We start from the raw sequence: 19,559 nt of genomic DNA, 5'->3' as shown, positions 1-19,559 counted from the left end.
CACCGCTATGTTGTGCGGCTTTACAAATGTTTAAATGGAGAAATATATGAAAAAGAGTTTTATATGCCTGATGCTGGCTACATCAATGGCGTTTGCAATCACAGGCTGTAAGAAGGATGAGACTAAACCAGAGGTTTCCACTCAGGAGAAACAGACAGAGGAAAAGACTGAAACCACAACTGAAGAAGACAAACAGCTTGATGACGAGTATTATTTTGAATCGGATTATTACACTGATATTTTTTATACTGTAGACGCCGATGGAAATAAGATGAACACCTATGACAGAAGCGTTATTAAGAAGATTTTAAAAGACAACGGCTGTGATGAAGATGCAACGATTGAAGCAATACATGATGGGAAGCTGTACTTAAGACAGTATGCCACTGATGATAATGGAAACAGCACATATGAATTTATCGCGCTAGATTTAAGCACAGAAAAGGCTGATGTGTTCTTTGAAATGGAATCAAGCTATTGGTCTAATTACTCAGATTTTTATGATGGAAAATTGTACATTGCTGGCATAAACAATGATGCTGAAAAGTTCAAGGAATTCTGCTTTGTTCCATCTGACGATGGCAAGATGACTGAGGATAAGGATTCTGAGACAGAGATTGACGGATATTCAGTGGACACAAATGATAACGGCAGAGGAGACTGCATTGCAAGAGAAATAGATATGTTCGGCTATGTTGAGTTGTCCTCATATGATTATGAAAATAAGCGGTTTGCCACAATGGATGCCGAAGGAAACATCACTGAGCTGGATGCCCTTAATAGCAATGCCTCATATGTGATGGCCTACAATGACAAAGTTATTATTTATGACATCGACGATGGTGACGATTACAAAAGCACGTCATATGTCTACAATATTGAAACTGGCGAAGCAAAGCAGTTTGGCGATGCTGAGTCTGTAATAGTAGTTGGCGTGACAGATGACAAGGTATATTACGCTACCACAATCGAAACTGACCAGTACAATGTAACTACAAAAAAGATTACAGAATACGATGCGGTAGCAGATACCTATAGTGAGATGTACGAAAGTGAGTTTGCGCCAGGAGCTTCATATGTTGACAATGTAATCTTTAGAGCAGGAAAACCATATGTAATGAAGTTGGAAGGGGCCGATGTAAAATGGTACAGAGTAGATGGAGTTGACAAGCTTACAGATATCGACATATTAAGTGATACAATTCAAGCATACGAATACGGCACCATAATCTACGGAACAAGCAATTTTGTCTGCCCATATTGCGGCACACCTTTATATTCATGCTATGCAGAAGCATTTGTTCTTGATGGCAAGTACTCACCAGTGGCAGACCAGATTAATGCAAAGCTGAAAGAGCATATGGATGGAGAGGTTTCTTATGAGCCAGTGTCAGTTGGGGAAGCAGCAGAAACAGACTGCGAGGACCACAAGGAATATCCAGACATATACCATGAGACAGACACATATGATGTTTCAGGTGTGAATATCATAAATGACAGATATCTCATTGTGGACTTCAGCGGATATTGGTATGGTGGCGGCGCCCACGGCATGCCTAGCATGTACGAGTACATCTTTGATTTGCAGACAGGCGAGGAGCTGACATTTGCTGATTTCTATAAAGGCACTGAGGAAGAGTTTAAGACCTTGGTCGCTGAGAAGGTTCGCCAGGATTACTTGGAAAACAGCACAGACGGCGATAATGGTGGATACTTTGCAGCCACAGACCAGGATGCCTATGACACTGCGTACGAATATGCATCTATTAATTCAGGAAATGTTGCATTTCAGGATGATAAGGTCCTTGTATATTTCTATCCTTATGATTTAGGTTCATACGCAGATGGCTTCAAGTTCTATGAGTTCTCATACCAGGAGCTATTTGGAACAGCTACAATGGTTAGATAATCAGTTAAGTAGTAAAATTGTACTTATTCAAATGCAATGAGAGTATTATTGTACTACCTATTGACAAGCAATATAATAATTATTATGATGAATACAGTTCTTAGATAAGGAGAGAAAAATATGAACAAAGGACTTAGAAAGATTTACGACGAAGTAGGTCAGGCAACAGGTTTACGAATAAACGAACAAACAGATACATTAATGGGCGAGGCCGGCGGTTTCCATCTCAAGGTGGATATGACAAATAATAATTATATGGTCTACGCTTCAGTTCGCAAGAACGGACAGCTTCCAGACAAGGAATTGTTAAAGAGCATTTGCAAAGCAAATAAGGGCATGATGTCTCTTGGTGTTCAAGGTAATTATGTAATCGCTACAGTCAGAGGCATGACAACTAAAAAGGTCATCGCTTACCTTATCAACGCAATTAAGGCTTTGACTGAAGCATTCAATATGTACGGTTTTGAGGATGTTTGCGAATCTTGCGGCAAGCCTCACACAAACTTAGGCAGCTATTGCGTATCAGGTAGCGTGTCATTCCTCTGCGATGAGTGTTACACACAGGTGACACAGTCATTGCAGCAGAGTGAAGTAGAAATGAGCAACACAAAAGAAAGTGTTGTTGCGGGAGTTGTAGGAGCTTTTCTTGGTTCAGTTATCGGCGTGATAACAATCATTATTCTTGGTCAGCTGGGTTATGTAGCAGTTATTTCTGGTCTCGTTATGGGTGTATGTACTGTAAAGGGATACGAAATGTTAGGTAAAAAGATGAGCACAAAGGGCATCATCATTTGTGCAATCGTTATGATCATCATGACATACTTCGGAGAGAAGCTTGATTGGATGATTACCATGATGACAGAGGCAGACTTCTCATTATCAGAAGCTTCCTTCTATTTCTGGGATATTTTGGAATACGCAGATGCAACATCATCATTCATTGCTGATCTTGCTCTTGTATACCTCTTCACAGCAGGTGGCGCAGTTCCAACAATCTTGAATGTTATCAAGGCTAGAAAGCAGGCATTCACTTCTTATCAGATTGGATAAAATATTTTAGTGAATAGAAATTCAGTGAAAAATTATTCAGTAAAACGTATTAACGAAAGAGTCTATCTACTTAGTTAGATAGGCTCTTTTTTTATTACAATTTTTTACTTAACCCTTGACGAAAAAATCCAATCGTGCTATAAGTGTATTAGAACACGTAATACAGTGTCATACACACATACCTAGTAGGGGAGGTATTAGATGATTCAGTTAAACTACCGAGATTCGAAGCCTATATATGAGCAGATAAAGGACGGGCTTCGGCGCCTAGTAGTATCTGGTGCGGTAAAGCAGGATGAAAAGTTGCCTAGTGTAAGGGAGCTAGCTACCAACCTGTCAATAAATCCAAATACTATTCAGAAGGCGTATCGAGAGCTAGAGCAAGAAGGTTACATCTACACGATTGCGGGCAAGGGAAGCTTCGCTGCACAGCGAGCTGACGTTGCATCAGGGAGGAATGAAGAATTGATGAAAGAATTCGATGAGATTGTAAAAGAACTTCTGTATCTGTGCGAGGATAAGGACATCCTTATCAAACGTATTGAAGAGCTTGCGAAGGGAGGGACTGAACATGATACAGGTAAATAACGTTACTAAAAAGTTTGGCGATTTTGCAGCCCTCGACGGGTTAAACATGCATGTTGAGCGCGGCGCCATCTACGGTCTTGTAGGTCCAAACGGAGCTGGTAAATCAACAATTATTCGCCATCTTTGTGGTGTATATAAACAGGATGCTGGTGAAATCACAATCGATGGCAAGCCAGTATATGAAAACACTGAGTTGAAAAAGATTTTCACTGTAATTCCAGATGATATTTTCTATTTCACTCAGGCCAACACCATGGATATGATGAAATTTTACAAGGACATGTATCCAAAGTTTGACGAAGTACTATTCAAGAAAATCATGGATTGCTTCCCAGCTATCAACCCAAAGAAAATGGTTCGTACACTTTCAAAGGGTATGCAAAAGCAGGTTGCATTCATGCTTTCCATTGCAGCACGTCCAGAGCTTATGATATTGGATGAGCCTGTTGACGGTCTTGATCCAGTTATGAGACGTCAGATTTGGAGCCTTATCATGTCTGATGTTTCTGAGAACGGCCTTACAGTTTTGGTCAGCTCACACAACCTTCGTGAGTTGGAGGATGTATGTGACCATGTGGGAATCATGAATAATGGAAAGATTCTCATCGAGCGTTCACTTGATGAGTTGCAGACATCTATCACAAAGATTCAAATCGCATTTGACGGTGATATGCCTGCCCTCCCACCAGAAATAGAAGTGCTTAAGAAGATTACAAATGGACGAGTACACACACTTATTGTTAAGGGCGAGCCTAGAGCTGCCGAGCGTGCAATCGGTGCACTCAATCCACTTTTGATGGATGTGCTTCCACTTACATTGGAAGAAATCTTTATTTATGAGTTGGGAGGTGAGAACTATGCAGTCAAAGACATCATTTTTTAACATGGCTTTGTTTAAGAAAAATCTTAGTAGGACTTGGATAGTGGGACTGTTATACTTCATCGCCTTATTACTCATGCTTCCTATATCATTTGTGCTTACCATGGCTGATTTTGATAATTCATGGTATGTAGAATCAGGATATACACGTGCTATTATGCTTTATCAGCATATGCAGTATGTGCCAAAGGCAGGCCTGGCACTTACAGTAGCCATTGTAGCCACTGGAATTACATTCTGGTTCTTATTTAACAAGCGCGACAACTACATGATGCACGCATTTCCTGTTAGCAGAAAGAGCTTGTTCTTCACAGGATTTACAACCGCTTCACTTGTGAGCCTTGTGCCACTTGTGTTAAACAGTATTGTCATGACAATCGTTGCCTTTGTTGAAAAGGCGCAAGCCATAGATGCTATCTGGTATTGGACATTGATAGTTGCAGTTGCAACAGAGCTGTTCATCTCAATAGCAGTTTTCTCAATGATGACATCAGGCCAGATTATTACAAGCGTAGTATTCTACTTCATCTTCTGTTATTTATACACACTGATGGAAGTTGCATTTAGGATTACAGCCTCATTCCTGATGTTTGGTATGTCATCATCAATGTCTGATTTAAATACAACAATGTTGACACCAGCATTCTTCATTAGTGCAAATTGCGGAATAAATGCTGTTGTTGACACAGACGATTATGGCAAACTTATAGGCTTCTCATATGAATTGACTGGAGCCAAATATCTTGCTATTTACGCAGTAGCAGCAGTAGTGATTACATTCATCGCTTACATGCTTTACAAATACAAGAAGCTTGAAACAGTACACGATTTCATTGCCGTACCATTTCTCAAGCCAGTATTTACTGTTGGAATGTCATTCTTCATTTCAATGGTTGCAGGTGGATTTGTTGCAGAAATGATTAATGCGGCAAAAACACTTACATACAGCGCAAAGTTTGCTATCGCTATTGTAGCGGCCATTATAATTGGATGCATACTTTTCTACGCGACACAGATGATGATAGAAAAGACTGTACGAGTATTCTCTGCAAAGAAGTTTTTCTATTGCGCAGGCTACTCCGCAGCAGCATTGGTGGTTCTCCTTTGCCTCAGATTTGATGCATTCAACGTGGAGAACAAGGTGCCAAATGCCAATGATGTAGAGTGGGTTGGCTTCAGCTGTGATTACACAATGGTATTTACTGATGAAGACGAAATAGGCACAATGATTGAGCTTCACAAGAACTTCCTTGAGGACAAAAAGGAGCTTCGTGATGTAAACGTGCTTTACTCAGATGTACCTGGCAACTCATTTACAATCAAATACAAGCTCAAGAATGGCAAGACAATCATTCGTGACTACTCAGTTGTAGACACAGAATCAGAAGAGGTTAGCGCACAGTATGTTGCAGCTACAGAACCAATCCTTGATTTTGTAAATTCACCAATCCAGATTAAAGAGCATATCATCGGAAATATTTACAATGATTGCACAATCACAGAGATGAGCTTCAGTGGCTACCTCTATGATGAAAGCCTTGAAGATTATTACTCTACATACGTAGATTTTGATTATCTTACAGACCGTGAGAAGAAGGAGAAATTCGAAAGAGTTTACGAAGCATTATTGAAGGACGTAGATGATGGCAAAGTATTCACTACAAGCTTTGGCACTGACTACTACAATAACGAAGACAAACTATACAACGACTTCAGCTTCACAATTCAGAATAAGAAAACTCCATACTTCTCAGATACAGACTTCTTCTGGGGCTACGAATACGCAAACTCATATGTCAGATATGAGCAAAGCATATACGTACAGCTCTCACGAGACTGCACAAACACATTGCAGGCCCTAAAAGAAGAAGGCTTCTACACCGATGATGAGGAAATCCTCACATACGGCGAGTATAACCAGCGTATGGGTTATGACTACTATTAAATTGCTTACATCTTAATTCTCTATCCGATACAATTCTCTAACAGCCCCAGGGACCTCTCACCCCTGGGGCACTTATTTTGCCCAAATCCCTCCGCCCTCCGCCCCGCCTGGGTAACTGTGGGGCCCTCATCCCTCCCTATGAAGTAGATTGTAATGCCACGCCCACTGATAGGAGGGGATCTACCTACTTATTTACGATGACAGCGCAAGGATTATAGTTTTTCTTAGCATCACAAGGGTGCATTAAGTGCGTGTCCTTTAATTGGTTTTGCACTTCGAAGCCACTGTGGGTAGAGGGCAGACACTTGAAGTCTACGTATTAGTCTCCACACAAGGCTTAGGATAATTGCGCTCATACTCCGTTTGCCAAGAAAATTATGAAAGGGGATTTTGGATGCTTAGGCGCTGCCCTTTAACTCAGTCCGTTTCGTTGTCGGGCTCTCGGCGCCGTCCGTGGCGCCTCACGCCTATTCATCGCAAAATACCCCTTTCTAATTTTCTAGGCTCACTTCAAATGTCGCGGCAATTATTCCTAAGCTTGCTGTGGAGATTAATACTTATAAATAGTGTGTGTCTGCCCACTCTACCAACAGCGGCGTTAGAAGTGCAAAGAATTTAAAGAACACGCACCATAAAAAATGCGACACGTGATGCTTAGAAAAACATAATCCGCAGACGATGCAAGTAAATAAGTAGGTAGATTCCTGACGTATTAGTGGGCGTGGCATATATAAAGTGTCCCATAGGGAGGGATGAGGGCCCAGCCAACTAGAGGGGGCGGCGGGCCAAGTGCGATTTTTTCAGAAAAATTTGAAAAAAATTTAAAAATGCTCTAAAGTTTTGATTGGGAGCACCGATAAATGAATTGTAAAGAAAAGTGTATCTAGATTTAATGTGACATAAAACGACGTAAACACAGGGAGGAAAGGAGTGTGGCGATATGCGTATAGAGGCTTACAACCAGGTAGCTCAGCTCTATCAGACATCAAACACTAAAAACACATCACAGGCTGCAAAGCAAAGCAGCATGGGTCGCGATGAGGTTCAGATTTCATCTACTGGTCGTGATTATAATGTTGCAAAGGCAGCAGTATCTGAGGCTTCAGATATCAGAGAGGATCTTGTAGCTGATATTAAGGCTAGAATTAAGGCCGGCACTTATGAAGTTAGCACAGAGGACTTTGCTGATAAGCTTATGTCTCAGTTTGGTTCTATTCTTTAGTTTTGTGAGGGAAAAGCGTGGCTAGTTTACTGGATGAATTGATCCTAACTATGGATGGTGAAAGGTCGAAATATGAAAAGTTAATTAATCTTAATGGAGAAAAGAAGGATTCTATTATCCATAAGAAGCTTGACGTACTTGAAGCTATTACCATTCAGGAGCAGGCCATCGCAGACTCCCTGCTTAAACTGGAGGATAAACGCGCCCATTTGTTGAAGAGTATTGCTTCGGTAATGGGGCATGATGGTGAGCAGGTTACTGTTTCATGGATGATAAATAATCTGGCTAACCAACCTGTAGAGCAGGAAAGGCTTACTGTAGCACGAGATCAATTGGTAAAGGCTGCAGATGAAGTTCAGGTGCTGAATTTTCAGACTCAGAACTTGTTAAAGCAGGCAATTGAAATGGTGGAGTTTGATATTACTCTTATTAAGAGTGTGAAGCAGGCACCACAGACAGCAAATTACGGAAAAGATGCTACAACTACAGGCGAAATATTAGGTAATATACGATTTGATGCTAAACAGTAGGAAAAGGATGTCCTTAAAGTTTTAGTAAGACTTTGGAGGATAGACTATGGCTAATAGTTTTGGAAGCTTATATGTTGGGGCATCAGGCCTACAGTCAGCATCACATGGATTAAATACAACTGCAAACAACCTTTCTAACGTAAATACTGAAGGGTATGTACGTGAGCAGGTTGTTTACGAAGACAGAGATTACAGAAAAATAGGAAATGCATCGGTCAGCACACAGTACGCTGGCCTTGGTGTGCAGGTAGGAACAATCGTCCACGCTCGCGATATCTTTTTAGATAAAGCTTATCGCTCAGAGAATGGACGATATTCTTTTTATAGCGCTAGTTCAGAAGCAGTGCAGGAGGTTCAGACACAGCTTCAGGAGACCCATGGCGAGGCTTTCAAGCAAGCAATTGCCGATTTTGAAGAGGCATTTGAGGAGTTCGCCAAGGATCCTTCTGATACAGTTTATCAGAATCTTGTATTGCAGAAGGCTAGTCTTTTTTTGTCTAGAGCTCAGGCTGTAGAGGATGGATTTGAAGATTATCAGACTATCATTAACTCAAAGATTACAGAAGATTTAAATACAATCAATGATATAGGAGAAAAGATAGTCGATTTAAATAAAAGAATACAGGCAATTGAAGCAGCTGGTGTTGAAAAGGCCATGGACCTTCGTGATACCAGAGATTTGCTTTTGGATAAGCTTTCCGGCTTAACAAAAATGAGCTATAGAGAAGATTACAACGGTATAGTTCATGTGGATATTGAGGGCGTTGAGTTTATCGATGAAAACAATTTCTATGAGGTTGGAATTTTAAGAGATAAAAAGACGGGATTTGTTACACCATATTGGCCTCAGCTTTCAGATATTGTTAGTAAGGAAGATGAGTCTCTTAACACATATTATCCTATTTTTAACTTAGGGAATATTAGTGCAGAAAGAGATACAGATAAGGGCGAAATTAAAGCGCTTCTTCTTGCAAGAGGAGATAGTTGGAGCAATTTCCTTGGCTATTGTGATTCCGAGGGAAATCAAATATCATCCGCTGATTATGAAGATGGGATCTCAAATTCTATCATGATGAATTCAGAAGCAGAGCTTGATACATTAATTCATAGATTGGTTACAGAAATCAATGATTTATATAGCCCACTTACATCGATGTCATCAGCACTTGGAAATGTTTCAAATGTTTCTTACTCATATGTAGATGAAAATGGTAACCAGGTTAACGTAAACCCTACTGCAGATGAATGGAAAAATGTAAGAGTTCTAGATGAAGCAAACTGTTCAGTTGGTTCTGATGGAGAGCTTCCACCACGTGAGCTTTTTGTTAGAAACGGTTGCTCTAGATATACAGTAGCGACAGTTACATACACTGACGAGAACAATGTAGCTCAGACTAAGCAGGTTTACCTTTACAATGAGGAAGATTTAACCGACACAGCAAAATGTTATACTCTTAAATCTTTGACAGTTAACGAAGATTTGATTAAGCAGGAATCATACATTCCAAATAAGGTATATAAGGATCAGACACAGGTAGATATGAAGCTTGGTCAGAATCTTAGTGCTATTTGGAATAGGACAGATTTCAACTTAAATCCTAGCGATACAACTCCATGTGGATACAACGGATTCTATGTGAAATGGATTGGTGAAATCGCAAATACAGGTAGCGTATACTCTACTACCGAAAAATCATTGGAAGGTACAAAAGAAGAAATCGAATTTAGCCGACAGGGTGTTATCGGCGTATCTTCAGATGAAGAACTAACAATAATGATTAAATATCAGTCAGCTTATAACGCAGCTAGCCGATATATAAATGTAGTAAATGAAATGATAGAACATCTGCTTACAACATTGTAATTGTAGCAGGAAAGGAATAGCTTATGTCATCAACATTCTTTGGATTGACAATTGCATCTTCTGGACTAAACACAGCTCAGGCTCAGATTAATACAACTGCAAACAATATCTCTAATGTAAACACTAATGGATATAGTAAGCAGGTTGTAAACACTGTTGCAGCATCAGCGCTTCGAGTTTACCAGGCATATGGTACAACTGGTACAGGTGTTGAGGTTGAGTCTGTAACTCAGAGCCGTGATGCGTACTATGATGAGAAATACTGGAATAATAGTACGGCCTTGGGATTTTACGAGAAAAAACAGTACTACATGAATCAAATTCAGGACTATTACAATGAGACTAACAAGGATTCAGGCTTTACTACTATCTATACAAAAATGTTTAATGCCATGAGTTCTCTTCAGGGAAGCCCTGGTGATGATACAGTTAGAAAGCAATTTATTTCTACTGCGAAGCAGCTTACAGAATACTTTAATCAGTTATCCACAAAGCTTAAGGATTTGCAGAACTCTATCAACGATGAAATAAAGACAGCAGTGGATGATATTAATGCAGTATCAGAAAAGGTCGCTATCCTTACAAAACAGATTAATGTAATCGAACAGGGCGGTGGACATGCAAATGAACTCCGTGACCAGAGAGCCCTTTTAATTGACAAGCTTTCTAAGATTGTTGATGTTTCAGTAAAAGAAACTCCTGTAACAAACAGTAATGATCCAGACATGTATACAGGTGCAACCTATTACCAGGTATATATCAATGGTCAGCAGCTTGTAGATACATACGAATACAACAGACTTAGTGTAGTATCCAGACAACCTGATGAAATGTTTAATCAGTCTGATATTGATGGTCTGTATGAAATTGTTTGGGAAGATGATGGTAATAAATTCAATGCCACACCTAGTTCAAGCGGCGGTGAGTTAAAGGCAATGTTTGAGGTTCGTGATGGAAATAATAATGAAAACTTGCATGCAAACGTTCAGTCTGCAACTGCAACCTCTATCACTGTAACAAACCTTAGCATTACAGATATAAATGAATTTAACATGCCAAATAAGGGCCAGATAAGCACAAACAATATGTTATTTAGCTATCAGAGCTTTGATTTTACTACAGATTCTAAAGGAAATGTAGTTTCAATTACTTTTAATTTGGATACTGAGGATGCTATTACAGCCGATGTAGCAGCTACATTAACAGGTCGTTCACTTCAGGTTGGAGATGATGTGGACTACATGGGTATTCCTTATTATCAAAACCAGATGAATCTGTTCCTTAGAAGTTTCTGTCAGAAATTCAATCAGATTGAGCAGAGCGGTGTTGATTTGGATGGAAATGACATGACAGCATTCTTTATTGCAAAGGATGATATAGATTCTATTATTGAACATCAGATGCGAGATGAATTGGTGGATAAAGTATTGGATGCAAATGGAAACGTTGTATCTTCTACAGGTAAAACATTTTCAAATTCTGATGAGACATATTATCTGATGACAGCGGGTAATGTATCTATCATTAAGGAAACAGATAAGGATGCAAGAAAATTTGCAACCACAGTTAAGGAGAATTACACATCAGGTGTTGATGCAGCTGATCTTGTTGTACAGCTTCAGAAGCTTCAAAGTAAGCAGACAATTTTCAGAGGAGGCGGTGGTGATGCCTTTCTTCGATGTATTTATGCAGACGTAACTATCGATACGCAGGAGTGCCAGATTTTTACAACAAACTTTACAAACATCCAGTCATCAATTTCTCAGCAGAGAATGTCAGTTTCTGGTGTTGATGAAGATGAAGAGGCTTTGGACTTAATCAAGTTCCAAAATGCATACAACCTAGCATCTAAATGTATTTCCGTATTTTCCGAAATATATGATAGGTTGATATTGAATACCGGAGTTTAATTAAAGAGGTAAGTATTATGAGAGTAACTAATAAGATGATAATGAACAATTCAGCTTCGAATATTAACAGTGCTAAAGAAGTTGTTAACACTAGAAACAAGCAGATGACATCTCAGAAGAGAATTGATAAGCCATCTGATGATCCTGTAATTGCTGTTCGTTCGCTGAGACTTGCAACTACATTATCACAGGTATCACAGTATTACTCAAAGAATATTCCTGATGCAAATCAGTGGCTTGATATTACTGAGACAGCTCTCATTAATATCAGCAATGTTGCCACAGACTGCAAGACAATCTGCGTAGGAGGTTCTACTGATTCATATAACAGTCAGAGCGATAGAAAGACTATGCTTACTCAGCTTGAATCGCTTCAGAAGGCTCTCTTTGCAGAAGGTAATGCAGACTATGCAAACCGTACTGTTTTCACAGGATACAGAACAAACTCAAATCTTACATTTACAGAGGATGAGACACAGACAAAATATCGAATCGACCAGACTCTTAGCATTGAGGATTTAATGGAAGAGCACAGATATTATTCTGGAAATGTAGTTGTTCCTACAACAGAGGCAGAGGTTATTGCACCAAAGGATAATGCAACTTTGATTTCGGATATTACTGAGACAGACTATTACAGACTTCGCCTTAACTACAAGGATATAGAATCTGTAAATAGTATTAATATAAAGTACGAGGGCAATACCACAGATACACCTGATATATCTTTTGCGTTTACAGCAACAAACGGAGTATACAATGACGATACTTCCGGTGGAGCGTTAACATCCAATGGTTTTTCATTGAGGGTATACGAGAATGAAACTGATTGGGCTAATGCAGATACAACCGATAAGGTAAAGAAGGTTGAAAATAACGAAATAGTTTTCATTAGAGAAACAGGCGATATTATTTTTGGCGATACTGTTGCATCTACTCTTAAGACTAACAAAGCTGAACTTGCAGTGCAGTATGATAAGACAGGATTCAAAGAGGGACAGCTTCGTCCAGAGTATTACTACAACTGCACCAAGATGACTGACAGCACGGGCGCAGCACTTACATCCAACAATGAATACACGAAATTTGATGCAAATGGTAATGTAATCCACTTTGACATCGAATATACAATAGCTGCAAATCAGACTATCGCAATTAATACAGAGGCTTCAGATGTGTTTGACAGCTCCCTTCAGCGTGATATTGATGAAATGATGAATGCGGTTCAAAGAGTTATCTCTGCATACGATAAATTAGATACAATTAAGAATATGAAGAGTGAAACTCAGTACGCTTCAGATGAGGATCAGGAGTGGCTAGACAAGTGGCAGGATGCCGCTCAGAAAGAATTTGATTACTATAATAACAATATGCGAAAACTTTTTGACACAGAAATAGGCAATATTAAGTCATATTGTGATAAAATAAGTTTAGCTATAACTGATTTGGGTTGTAAGGAGCAGTCTTTAGACCTCACAAAGGTTCGAGTAGGTGATCAAAGAGAGACTGTACAGCAGTTACAGACGGAGAATGATGATGTAGATCTATCCCAAATCATCATCGACTACACAGCAGCTTACACCGCATATCAGGCTTCGCTCACCGCAGCAGGAAAGCTGGGTGATTCGACATTACTAAATTACATCTAAAAAGGAGAAGGGATAATGCAGGTAAAAACTAGACTGTTCGGCGAAATTGAAATTGCAGAAGAAAAAATCATCAATCTCATCCATGGTCTTATTGGTTTCCCAGACATGAAGAGATACACACTCATTTTCGACGAGGAGAAGAAAGACAAAGGCAATATCATGTGGCTTCAGTCACTTGATGAGACAGACTTTGCAATGCCAGTAATGCTGCCTCACGTGGTTAAGCCAGACTATGCACCTGAGCTCAACGTTGATGCACTTGAGCAGCTTGGAGAGCTCACAGCAGACAATACTTACATGCTTGTCACAGTCAGAGTACCAAAGAACCCTAAGGAAGCATCGATTAATCTTAAGGCACCTATCATCATCAACACAGACACAAACATCGGTGACCAGATTATCATCGAAGGCTCTGAGCCAGTACGCTACCTTATTCATGACGCAATACATGGAAAGGATGGTGAGTAACGATGTTGGCATTAACAAGAAAAACAGGCGACGCTATCATGATCAACAACAACATCGAGATTACAGTCCTTGAGGTTCGTGGTGATCAGGTAAAGATCGGTATTTCAGCTCCAAAGGAAGTATCTATCTACAGAAAAGAAGTATACTTAGAAATTCAAAAAGAAAACGAGGAAGCACAGGCAATCAGCATGGACGACCTGGAAGCACTCAAGAATTTACTTTAGTAATAAGGATAAATCCAGCAACTGCGGTTGCTGGATTTTTTATTTAAGTAGGAAATTTCTCCTGCGGAGAAATCTTTATTCATTCAATCATTGATGAGAGTAATGTGTAATCTCTCAATATATGCCTGAATTGTTAAGTGAAAAATTATTATGGATGTTTTTCACTTAAAAAGTCGTAGTACGGTTAAGTTTATTCTAGAAAAATATAAATAAACTTAAAATAGGTTAAATAATTTGAATTAAAATTAAGTTTATTTTTGGCAAGTGTATTTTCACTTAAATAATCATGGGATTGAGTTAAGTGAATATGACATTCTTCAGAATAAACTTAAGTAGCCTAAGAATTGGGACTGAAAAGTTAAGTGAATTTATAAATAATTATAAATACACTTAACGGCAAGTTGGACTTTTAAGTGGAAATAATCCAAATAGAAAATCCACTTAACTTTCACCCGAGAATTATATAAGTGAAATTTGAAAATGATGAAATTCACTTAACTCACGCCCCATGTCGCTAGCAAAACATTAAAAAACTCATCAAAGAGCCACCCCCAAAGGCTATCAAAAAGCCCATCAATTAAAAACATACATAAGCACATCATCATTCTTTTCTAAGAAAAAAGAAAAATTTTTAAATTCTCTATAAACTTTAATATCCCACCGGTCGATATAGCAATTAGAAAACTAATAATTTCCCATAGTACAAGGATGTATATTGTCCAAATGGAGTTTAGAATGGGACTAAATTCCCTTGGGCGTAAGGAGGAAAACAATGAAAATAGGCGAAGTAAGTAGTGCAGTTAGCAACTACCAGGGACAGGGAAGTTCAGCAAAAGCGGCGCCAGCACAAGCAGTGCAAAAAGATAATGCTATAGTTGATTTTTCAGCTGCTGTAAAAGAAAGCAAAGCTGCTGAATTAGAGAATAGAAACTATTCTACAAACCCTGAAATCGAAGATGAGGAAAATTCTTCAAAGCAGGCATCTTCTTCTTTGAAAGAAGCTGTAGAAAAGATTAACTCTGCACAAGGAAATGCAGAGGCTGTATTTGGTATCCATGAGGGAACAAATCGCGTAATGATTAAGATGGTCGACAAAAGGACAAAGGAAGTCATTAAGGAATTCCCAGCAGAGCAGACACTTGACCTTATTGCAAAGGCATGGGAGCTTGCAGGAATCATGGTCGATGAGAAGAGATAGGAGGTAGGGTTATGCCTATTAGATTATCTGGTTTGGCTTCGGGCTTAGATACCGAGGCGATTGTAGGTGCCCTCGTATCTGCATACAGTTATAAGAAAGACAAATATGTAAAGGCGCAGACAAAGCTCTCATGGAAACAGGAAGCTTGGAGCACCCTTAATAGTAAAGTATATAGTTTGTACACTAGCGTTGGTACTATGCGCTATTCTTCAAACTATACAGCAAAAAAGACAACAGTTAGCGATACTTCTAAGGCGACAGCAACAGCCAGTGGTACCGCTATTAATGGTACCCAGTCACTTGAAATCACTCAGCTTGCAAAGACTGCTTTTATCACAGGTGGAGAGCTTGATGGATCAGTTACTGGCTCATCAACTATGGTTTCACTTGGAATAAAGAACAGCAATGCATTAGATAAAGCAAGTATCGCTGTAAGAACAGGTACTAAGACTACAAACATCGAGATCGATAGCTCTATGACTATCAATCAGTTTGTAAATAAGCTTAATGAAGCTGGAGTTATTGCCAATTTCGATGAGAAGAATCAGCGTTTCTTTATCAGTTCTAAAACGTCTGGTAAGGAAGGTGATTTCTCTATTTCTGCAAATAGTTCACAGGGGCTTAGCGTGTTAAATAAGCTGGGATTGATGTCTAACACTGAAATTGAAGATATCACTAAAAGCACCAGCAACACTTTGGCTAAGAAGCTCTTTGATTTTACAACTGCAAAAAATTACTATGACCTGTCAGATACAAAGAGTCTGTTAGCAAAAATCAAGGAATATAAAAATGATTCATCAGCTACAGCAAACACTGAGTATGATGAAATTGTTTCATATATCGCAAGCGATACTGATAAATTTGGCGCAGTAGATTGGTCGACTATTTCAGAGGACGATTTATCTACATTAGCTACAAAGCTTTATAACTCTGCAACATACGACACAACAGGAACAAAGAGTACGGCTATCACAAGAACTCTTAAGTTTTCGGTTGGCGAAGGGGACGATAAAAAAGAGTACACATTCCAGAAGAATCTTGATGGCTGGAAAGAGTTGCTTGCAGAAATAGGTGACAGTACAGATGAAGATGTTGTTGACCTCAGAGATTATCTGAACAAGACATTTGCAGGGGAAGTGTACAAGACAGAGACCACAGATGCTGGAATTCAAGTATTGAAGTTTGGTACTGATGGCGAAATAGATTGGTCTGAGATTGCTGGTGACTCTGATAAATTAGAAGCATTGGCAAAGCAGATTTATTCTAAATCAACATATGATATTTCTGATGATGCAACCTATCAGGAGATTTCAAAGTCTATCAATGAAATCAGAGATGGGTATGTGGCAGTAGCTGAGGCAAAAGCTCTTCCAGCTACTACATCAGAAGAAATTGCAATCAGATCTGCTAAAATGCAGGCTGCTCAGGAGCAACTTGATGCTGCATTAGCTGACCCAACAAACCAAAAGTGGAAGCAATATGTAGAAACTAATTTTGGTGTAAAGAATTCAGCTTATGATAGTAGCTACAGCGACTTCTGGATTCAGAGCGATAACCTTGAGTTAGTCCAGAGTGTATTCTACAGAGTAGATTTGGCTGCTAATGTTACAGCAGGAAATATTGAGCTTGATAACTCAAATACTGCAACAAAGGTAAATGGCGATGATGCAATAATAAAATTAAATGAGGTTACATATACATCAAACACTAATTCAATCACTGTCAATGGCCTTACAATTGAAGCTTTGGCAAAGACTACAAGTGCAATCTCAGTAAACGTTTCCAACGATACTGACGCTCTTTACGACAAAGTTAAGGATTTCCTTACATCATATAACAACTTGATGAACGAGATGCAGAAGCTTTACAATGCAGATTCTGCAAAGGACTACGAGCCACTTACAGATGATGAAAAGGCAGAGATGTCAGAAAAAGAAATCGAGAAGTGGGAGCAGAAGATTAAGGATTCGCTTCTTCGTAGAGATACAAGTTTGAACGGTATCATTTCTGCAATGACTATGTCAATGATGTCAGTGTATGAGGTAAATGGTGAGAAATTATCATGGTCTACATTCGGTATCCATACACTTGGAACATTAAATGCAGAAAAGAACGAAGGCTATGCATACCATATCGATGGCGACTCAGAAGATAGCAAGACATCTGGTAATGAAGAAAAGCTCCGCGCAGCGTTAGCGGAGGACCCAGATAGAGTTATCGAGTTCTTGAAGCAGGTAACATCCGGTCTGTATAAGTCATTGGATGAAAAGATGAAATCTACAGCGGTTAAATCTGTTTACACTGTTTATAATGACAAGGAAATGGCATCTGAGTATTCAAACTACAGCTCATTGATTAAAACATGGACTGACCGTGTTCAGGACATGGAAGACGCTTATTATAAGAAATTTGCCGCAATGGAGTCTGCGTTGGCTACATTACAAAGCAATTCTTCTTCAATATCATCACTATTAGGTGGTTGATAGTAAGTAGATACAATATTAGATTTTTGGAGGCGGTACTATGACACCAACAAATGGTTATGATGCATATGCAAAAAACAGAATACTCACAGCTAGCCCTGCTGAGTTAACATTGATGCTATATGAAGGAGCAATCAAGTTTTGTAACATAGCAATCGTAGCTTGCGAGAATCACGATATTGAGAAAGCACACATCAATATCAGAAAGACAGATAGAATTATCGAAGAGTTTGAATTGACTCTCGATGAGAAATATCCTGTGGCAAAGGATTTCCATGCAGTGTATACTTATCTTAGGAGCTGCTTGAGACATGCCATGATCACCAAGGACGCAGCACAGCTCGAGGAAGTGCTTAAGCATCTTCGAACAATGCGTGACACTTGGAAGGATGTAATGAAGCTTACAGCCAATGGCAAAAAGCTTGATGGATCTTCAACAAATATTGCAGGTTAACAAACGGCCCCTCACACGAGGGGCTGTCTTTATGTGGAGGGAACAATGGATAACAGAGATTACGTAATAATGCTTAGAGAGTCGCTGGAAAAGAAGGCAGATATTCTTAGAGTTCTTCTTATTAGAAACAAGGAACAGGAAGCCATTTTAAAAGATCCTAATTCCACTCCAGACGATTTAGAGAAAAACATGAACATGAAGGCTGAGCTCATCGATAGAATCGTTATGCTTGACGATGGTTTTCAGCAGCTGTTCAACAGAGTGAAGGCTATCCTGGACGAGGACCGCGCTTCATATGCAGATGAAATCAAGCTGATGCAGGAACTGATTAAAAAGGTTACAGACCTTACAGCAGATGTGGAGGCTACAGAATATCGCAACAAAGAGTATGCTAAAACTCGCTTCGCCAATGTAAAAAAAGAAGCCCGCGAAATCAAAAGATCCGGCGATGTAGTTTCATCATATTATAAGCATATGATGAGTCCACAGACCACCGCCGATCCAGCCTTTTTGGATAAGAAAAAATAAATAAAGATTTTTGTTTTTCATCAGAAAAACAGAAATCGTAAATACCAAGAAAATAGATTCATCTATTTTCTTGTCCTGCAAAGCAGGATTCTTGCTGACAATTTCATTTTTCTGTCAGCAAGAAGTCATGGGTGCGGGAGCTCTTGACCGATGGGCTTCTGGGATTTATGTGGATACTAAGACCTTGCAGCAGTGCAAGGTCTTTTTAATAGGCATAGATGCTTGGTTAAGACTATTCTGTCACCCTGGTGAGGGAAAAAGTTAAGTGAAAATCTCAAATTCTTAGGCTTCACTTAAAAACTGAGGGAGCTGTTAAGTTTATATGAGAAAAAATGAAATAAACTTAAAATTGATTAAATAATCTGAGATAAAGTTAAGTTTATTTTATAAGTATGAGTTTTCACTTAATAAAATGTGATGAGTGATTCAGTTTATTTCTAATTCTGTAGAATAAACTTAACTTGCTCTCAAATCAAAGCAAAAAAGTTAAGTGGAATTATATAAAACATAAATAAACTTAACTGCAAGTCGCACTTTTAAGTGGAGATTATATAGATTTGAAATTCACTTAACTTTTAGCAGGATTCTATATAAGTGAAAATGAGGAATCATTAAATTCACTTAACTCAGGCATTAATAATGATAATCAACTATTTA

The 19,559-nt window shown here is 39.0% G+C and carries 16 protein-coding genes; all 16 read left to right on the top strand.

Annotated features, from left to right (window positions below; all coding sequences use genetic code 11):
* The first annotated feature begins 46 nt into the window (after positions 1–46).
* The 16 genes from CRN97_RS07475 to CRN97_RS07400 all read left to right on the top strand — a co-directional run bounded on the left by CRN97_RS07475 (position 47) and on the right by CRN97_RS07400 (position 18,902).
* Positions 47–1,909 (top strand): hypothetical protein, encoded by a 1,863-nt coding sequence (locus CRN97_RS07475; RefSeq protein ID WP_097076433.1) that lies wholly within the window; start codon positions 47–49, stop codon positions 1,907–1,909.
* Positions 1,910–2,029: 120 nt separating this feature from the next.
* Entirely contained in the window at positions 2,030–2,959 is a 930-nt protein-coding gene (locus tag CRN97_RS07470) for a hypothetical protein (protein WP_097076432.1), read from the top strand.
* Between the two features lie 201 nt (positions 2,960–3,160).
* On the top strand, positions 3,161–3,547 hold the full coding sequence (locus CRN97_RS07465; RefSeq protein ID WP_033152230.1) for a GntR family transcriptional regulator: 387 nt from the start codon (positions 3,161–3,163) through the stop codon (positions 3,545–3,547).
* Positions 3,531–4,430 carry an ABC transporter ATP-binding protein gene (locus CRN97_RS07460; RefSeq protein ID WP_074789530.1) on the top strand — a complete coding sequence of 300 codons (900 nt, stop codon included), beginning with the start codon at positions 3,531–3,533 and terminating at the stop codon, positions 4,428–4,430. The genes CRN97_RS07465 and CRN97_RS07460 overlap by 17 nt, the downstream gene beginning before the upstream one ends.
* Positions 4,405–6,372 carry a hypothetical protein gene (locus CRN97_RS07455; protein ID WP_097076431.1) on the top strand — a complete coding sequence of 656 codons (1,968 nt, stop codon included), beginning with the start codon at positions 4,405–4,407 and terminating at the stop codon, positions 6,370–6,372. The genes CRN97_RS07460 and CRN97_RS07455 overlap by 26 nt, the downstream gene beginning before the upstream one ends.
* A 940-nt stretch (positions 6,373–7,312) precedes the next feature.
* A complete protein-coding gene (gene flgM, locus CRN97_RS07450) occupies positions 7,313–7,594 on the top strand; it encodes a flagellar biosynthesis anti-sigma factor FlgM (RefSeq protein WP_074789536.1) in 282 nt (93 codons plus the stop codon).
* A 17-nt stretch (positions 7,595–7,611) separates the two neighbouring features.
* Positions 7,612–8,124, top strand: a complete 513-nt coding sequence (locus CRN97_RS07445; protein ID WP_083380608.1) for a flagellar protein FlgN — start codon at positions 7,612–7,614, stop codon at positions 8,122–8,124.
* A gap of 46 nt (positions 8,125–8,170) precedes the next feature.
* Entirely contained in the window at positions 8,171–9,988 is a 1,818-nt protein-coding gene (flgK, locus tag CRN97_RS07440; protein ID WP_097076430.1) for a flagellar hook-associated protein FlgK, read from the top strand.
* 23 nt (positions 9,989–10,011) lie between these two features.
* Complete coding sequence (gene flgK, locus CRN97_RS07435; protein WP_074789541.1) at positions 10,012–11,898, top strand: flagellar hook-associated protein FlgK; 1,887 nt, start codon at positions 10,012–10,014, stop codon at positions 11,896–11,898.
* 17 nt (positions 11,899–11,915) lie between these two features.
* A complete protein-coding gene (locus CRN97_RS07430) occupies positions 11,916–13,547 on the top strand; it encodes a flagellin N-terminal helical domain-containing protein (protein ID WP_097076429.1) in 1,632 nt (543 codons plus the stop codon).
* A 15-nt stretch (positions 13,548–13,562) separates the two neighbouring features.
* Positions 13,563–14,015: a flagellar assembly protein FliW gene (locus tag CRN97_RS07425; protein ID WP_074789547.1), complete on the top strand. Its 453-nt coding sequence runs from the start codon at positions 13,563–13,565 to the stop codon at positions 14,013–14,015.
* A 2-nt stretch (positions 14,016–14,017) separates the two neighbouring features.
* The gene (gene csrA / locus CRN97_RS07420) at positions 14,018–14,239 is read left to right on the top strand and encodes a carbon storage regulator CsrA (protein WP_033152215.1); all 222 of its coding nucleotides are present in this window, start codon (positions 14,018–14,020) and stop codon (positions 14,237–14,239) included.
* Positions 14,240–15,011: 772 nt separating this feature from the next.
* Positions 15,012–15,437: a flagellar protein FlaG gene (locus tag CRN97_RS07415; protein ID WP_083380610.1), complete on the top strand. Its 426-nt coding sequence runs from the start codon at positions 15,012–15,014 to the stop codon at positions 15,435–15,437.
* Positions 15,438–15,448: 11 nt separating this feature from the next.
* Positions 15,449–17,920, top strand: coding sequence for a flagellar filament capping protein FliD (fliD, locus tag CRN97_RS07410; protein ID WP_097076428.1), 2,472 nt, complete (start codon positions 15,449–15,451; stop codon positions 17,918–17,920).
* A gap of 40 nt (positions 17,921–17,960) precedes the next feature.
* Positions 17,961–18,374 (top strand): flagellar export chaperone FliS, encoded by a 414-nt coding sequence (gene fliS, locus CRN97_RS07405; protein ID WP_033152210.1) that lies wholly within the window; start codon positions 17,961–17,963, stop codon positions 18,372–18,374.
* Between the two features lie 45 nt (positions 18,375–18,419).
* On the top strand, positions 18,420–18,902 hold the full coding sequence (locus tag CRN97_RS07400; RefSeq protein ID WP_049960431.1) for a hypothetical protein: 483 nt from the start codon (positions 18,420–18,422) through the stop codon (positions 18,900–18,902).
* Positions 18,903–19,559 lie beyond the last annotated feature (657 nt).

Origin of the sequence: Pseudobutyrivibrio ruminis DSM 9787, assembly GCF_900218035.1 — a bacterium.
GTDB classification, from domain to species: domain Bacteria; phylum Bacillota; class Clostridia; order Lachnospirales; family Lachnospiraceae; genus Pseudobutyrivibrio; species Pseudobutyrivibrio ruminis.
Note: the sequence above shows the minus strand (reverse complement) of the source record. Positions and strands in the feature narration are given on the sequence as shown.

Bases quoted from the DNA above. Each gene is read 5' to 3' on its own strand.
- CRN97_RS07475 (WP_097076433.1), top strand. From the start codon at position 47: ATGAAAAAGAGTTTTATATGCCTGATGCTGGCTACATCAATGGCGTTT.
- CRN97_RS07470 (WP_097076432.1), top strand. From the start codon at position 2,030: ATGAACAAAGGACTTAGAAAGATTTACGACGAAGTAGGTCAGGCAACA.
- CRN97_RS07465 (WP_033152230.1), top strand. From the start codon at position 3,161: ATGATTCAGTTAAACTACCGAGATTCGAAGCCTATATATGAGCAGATA.
- CRN97_RS07460 (WP_074789530.1), top strand. From the start codon at position 3,531: ATGATACAGGTAAATAACGTTACTAAAAAGTTTGGCGATTTTGCAGCC.
- CRN97_RS07455 (WP_097076431.1), top strand. From the start codon at position 4,405: ATGCAGTCAAAGACATCATTTTTTAACATGGCTTTGTTTAAGAAAAAT.
- flgM (WP_074789536.1), top strand. From the start codon at position 7,313: ATGCGTATAGAGGCTTACAACCAGGTAGCTCAGCTCTATCAGACATCA.
- flgK (WP_097076430.1), top strand. From the start codon at position 8,171: ATGGCTAATAGTTTTGGAAGCTTATATGTTGGGGCATCAGGCCTACAG.
- flgK (WP_074789541.1), top strand. From the start codon at position 10,012: ATGTCATCAACATTCTTTGGATTGACAATTGCATCTTCTGGACTAAAC.
- CRN97_RS07430 (WP_097076429.1), top strand. From the start codon at position 11,916: ATGAGAGTAACTAATAAGATGATAATGAACAATTCAGCTTCGAATATT.
- CRN97_RS07425 (WP_074789547.1), top strand. From the start codon at position 13,563: ATGCAGGTAAAAACTAGACTGTTCGGCGAAATTGAAATTGCAGAAGAA.
- csrA (WP_033152215.1), top strand. From the start codon at position 14,018: ATGTTGGCATTAACAAGAAAAACAGGCGACGCTATCATGATCAACAAC.
- CRN97_RS07415 (WP_083380610.1), top strand. From the start codon at position 15,012: ATGAAAATAGGCGAAGTAAGTAGTGCAGTTAGCAACTACCAGGGACAG.
- fliD (WP_097076428.1), top strand. From the start codon at position 15,449: ATGCCTATTAGATTATCTGGTTTGGCTTCGGGCTTAGATACCGAGGCG.
- fliS (WP_033152210.1), top strand. From the start codon at position 17,961: ATGACACCAACAAATGGTTATGATGCATATGCAAAAAACAGAATACTC.
- CRN97_RS07400 (WP_049960431.1), top strand. From the start codon at position 18,420: ATGGATAACAGAGATTACGTAATAATGCTTAGAGAGTCGCTGGAAAAG.